Below are 2,604 nucleotides of genomic sequence, written 5' to 3'. Positions count from 1 at the left end.
CTGGCGCCGACGGGGATCCAGCTCCCGCTCAAACCCTACCGCGTGCAGGCGCTCGTCTCCCCCGCTGCTTACGACGGCCCGATGGTCCACGACGCCGACGCGGGCGTCTACTTCCGCCCCCACCCCGCGGGGCTGCTCGCGGGCGACGGCACGGTGCCCGAGGAGTGCGACCCGGACCGCTGGGATCCAGCGGGCGATGACTGGTTCGTCGACGGCGCGCTCGACGCGGTCGCGAACCGGACCGAGTTCGACGCCGGTGCGGACGCGGCGTGGGCGGGGCTTGCGACGGCGACGCCCGACGGCGAGCCGCTGCTGGGCGAGGTGGAGTCGGGGCTCTACGTCGCGACGGGGTGGCACGGCCACGGCTTCCTTCGGGCGCCGGCGACGGGCGAGGCGCTGGCCGAACAGGTGCTCGGGGAGCGCGACGCGATCCCGGCGTACGACCCCGGGCGGTTCGACGGGGTTCCCGAGTTCGCCGTCGAAGAAGGGATGTCGCTCTGAGCTACTCGTCGCTCTCGTCTGACTCGTCGCTCTCTTGTTCGTCGTCCTCGCTCGTCTCCGCTTCGGCAAGCGGCACGTCCGTCGAGTCGGCCGCCTTGGGGATGCGGACTTCGAGCGTCCCGTTCTCCGTCAGCGTCGCGTCCGCGCCGTCGGCGTCGACAACGGCGTCCGGCGGGAGGTTCGCGCGCCCGGAGAGCGCCAGCCCGCGGCCGGGGAACCGCGTCTCGAACCCCTCGTGGAACGCCCGGAAGCGGTCGGCCCGCACCTGCACCTCGCCGTCGACGAAGCGTACCTGTACGTCGGTCGGCTCGACGCCCGGCGCGTCGAACACGACGAGGTAGGCGTCCTCGCTCTCCAGCAGGTCGTAGGGGAGCGGCTTGCGCTCCTGGACGCGGCTCACGCCCCGTCCGACCCGCTCCAGCACCGCGTTGACGGCCGAGCCACCGATGTCGCCGAGTTTCGTCATAGCTCGATCTCCTCGAGACAGTCCGTCCCGCCGCAGAGCGGACAGGACAGGTCCGCGACGGAGTGGTCGTCGGCGATGTCGTACGTGTAGTGGTTCTCGAACATGTCCAGCTCGCAGTCGTCGCTCGTGCACTTGACCTCCTTCGTGGCGGGCATCGTACCCCACGATTGGGGCGCCGCGGGCTTAAACGGGGCGGGCACCGGCCGTCCGGAACGGGCGGGGTCGTGGCTCTCACGCCCACAAAGCCGAAACCGCTGCCCGCCGAAGAACGCGTATGGCCAAACCGCGGCTGGTGTACGACGACGACTGTGGGTTCTGTACGTGGTGTGCGGCCGTCGCCCGACGGTTCGGCGAGGTGGAGCCGGTCGGGTTCGCGTCGCTCTCGCCCGATCAGAAGGCTCGGCTCCCCGAAGGCTGGCGGAACTCGGCCCACCTGCTGACCGACGACGCGGTGTACTCCGCCGGCGCCGCGATCCAGGGCGTGTTAGTCCGGACGAGCCTCGTCTTCGTGGCGCTGTTCTGGCTACTGGAGAAGGTCCCGGGGTACGACCGCCTGCGCGAGCGACTCTACCGCTGGGGCGCCGACCACCGTGACTGGTGGGGGAAGATCGTGAGCCGCGACGCGCTATAGCTCGTCGCGGACGTCCGCCAGCACGCTCCGGCAGGTCGCCCGGTCCCGCAGCGGCGCGCCGGCGAGGTACTCCGAGAGCAGTTCCCGGACGAGCAACAGCCCCCCGCGGTCGAGCCGCAGCGGCTCGTCGTCCTCCAGCGCGTCGAGCAGTTCGAGGGCGGCCTCGTCGTCCGTGTCCGTCTCGCGGTCGAGCGGCGCGGGCGAGGAGCCGGCGTCGCCGCTCGGCTCGTCCGCGCGCCGGTCGAGGTAGTCCAGGAGGGCAGCGTGGAGAACCCACTGTTCCTCGTCGCCGAGATCGAGGCGGGCACCGTCGTCGTGTCTCGGGTCGGCCATCGGCCTTGTCGGTCCTGCGTCGTCCAGACGGGTATAGTTACGCATCGGTTCGACGGGGACTTTCGTCTCGGAGCGCGGCGAGTCGCTCCCGGATCGAGGCGGCGAGACGATGGCCGCGCCGTGCGACGGCGTGGTCCGGGTCCTGATCCCCGCGCTGGAGGTGGAGCGACCGGAGGTAGGAGAGGCTGATGCAGAGCACCAGCGCCTCGCGGCGGCGTTCGAACCTCGCGGGCAGCGGCCGGACCGACTCGTACGCCTCGCGGAAGACGCGCTCCGGCACGTCGTGATCGGCGCCAGGACCGAACACCGGGAGCGCGGTCCGGAGGTAGTCCCACTCCGCCGGCGCCGCGAGCGCGTGCTCGAAGTCGATGACTGCTGTGACATTACCGTCGTCGGTAGCCATGTGCTCGCCGTCGCCGCCACTGCCGACAGCGACGTGTACGCGCTCGGCGTCGCTGCCGAGTGCGACGTGCTCCCCGAAGTAGTTCCCGTGACACAGCACCGCGTCGCCGGCCGCGTCGAACAGATCGCGGTTCGCCCGGACCCAGTTGATCACCGCCCGCGCGAGGTCGCCGTAGCCGACGCCGTCGAGGAGTCGCCGGCGGTCGTCGAGCAGCGCGAGCAGGGTGTCGCTCCAGCACGGCTCGCTCTCGATCGGCGGGACGGTCGGATC

The 2,604-nt window shown here is 71.4% G+C and carries 5 protein-coding genes and 1 pseudogene; 2 read left to right on the top strand and 4 right to left on the bottom strand.

Annotation, left to right across the window (positions count from 1 at the left end; genetic code table 11):
• Positions 1–501, top strand: a 501-nt coding sequence (locus tag ACFR9S_RS05265; protein WP_379818216.1) for an NAD(P)/FAD-dependent oxidoreductase, incomplete at its 5' end; no start/stop codon positions are given.
• A gap of 1 nt (position 502) precedes the next feature.
• Here the strand turns inward: ACFR9S_RS05265 and ACFR9S_RS05260 are convergent.
• The gene (locus tag ACFR9S_RS05260; RefSeq protein ID WP_379732836.1) at positions 503–967 is read right to left on the bottom strand and encodes an Hsp20/alpha crystallin family protein; all 465 of its coding nucleotides are present in this window, start codon (positions 965–967) and stop codon (positions 503–505) included.
• Complete coding sequence (locus ACFR9S_RS05255; protein WP_379732838.1) at positions 964–1,122, bottom strand: DUF7559 family protein; 159 nt, start codon at positions 1,120–1,122, stop codon at positions 964–966. The genes ACFR9S_RS05260 and ACFR9S_RS05255 overlap by 4 nt, the downstream gene beginning before the upstream one ends.
• A 119-nt stretch (positions 1,123–1,241) precedes the next feature.
• Between ACFR9S_RS05255 and ACFR9S_RS05250 the strand changes: the two genes are divergently transcribed.
• On the top strand, positions 1,242–1,598 hold the full coding sequence (locus tag ACFR9S_RS05250; protein ID WP_379732840.1) for a DCC1-like thiol-disulfide oxidoreductase family protein: 357 nt from the start codon (positions 1,242–1,244) through the stop codon (positions 1,596–1,598).
• On the opposite strand, the gene ACFR9S_RS05245 is transcribed toward ACFR9S_RS05250, so the two are convergent.
• Together ACFR9S_RS05245 and ACFR9S_RS05240 are read right to left on the bottom strand one after the other, a co-directional pair.
• Complete coding sequence (locus ACFR9S_RS05245) at positions 1,593–1,931, bottom strand: DUF7853 family protein (RefSeq protein WP_379818215.1); 339 nt, start codon at positions 1,929–1,931, stop codon at positions 1,593–1,595. The genes ACFR9S_RS05250 and ACFR9S_RS05245 overlap by 6 nt on opposite strands.
• A gap of 37 nt (positions 1,932–1,968) precedes the next feature.
• A pseudogene (locus tag ACFR9S_RS05240) lies at positions 1,969–2,604 on the bottom strand (hypothetical protein); the annotation flags it as partial.

Origin of the sequence: Halolamina salina (assembly GCF_042678005.1) — an archaeon.
Lineage (GTDB): Archaea > Halobacteriota > Halobacteria > Halobacteriales > Haloferacaceae > Halolamina > Halolamina salina.
The sequence above is the reverse complement of the archived record's forward strand: the minus strand, read 5'-3'. Positions and strand labels throughout refer to the sequence as shown.

Excerpts from the sequence above, each read along its gene's own strand:
- ACFR9S_RS05255 (WP_379732838.1), bottom strand. The coding sequence starts at position 1,122 with ATGCCCGCCACGAAGGAGGTCAAGTGCACGAGCGACGACTGCGAGCTG.
- ACFR9S_RS05260 (WP_379732836.1), bottom strand. The coding sequence starts at position 967 with ATGACGAAACTCGGCGACATCGGTGGCTCGGCCGTCAACGCGGTGCTG.
- ACFR9S_RS05250 (WP_379732840.1), top strand. The coding sequence starts at position 1,242 with ATGGCCAAACCGCGGCTGGTGTACGACGACGACTGTGGGTTCTGTACG.
- ACFR9S_RS05245 (WP_379818215.1), bottom strand. The coding sequence starts at position 1,931 with ATGGCCGACCCGAGACACGACGACGGTGCCCGCCTCGATCTCGGCGAC.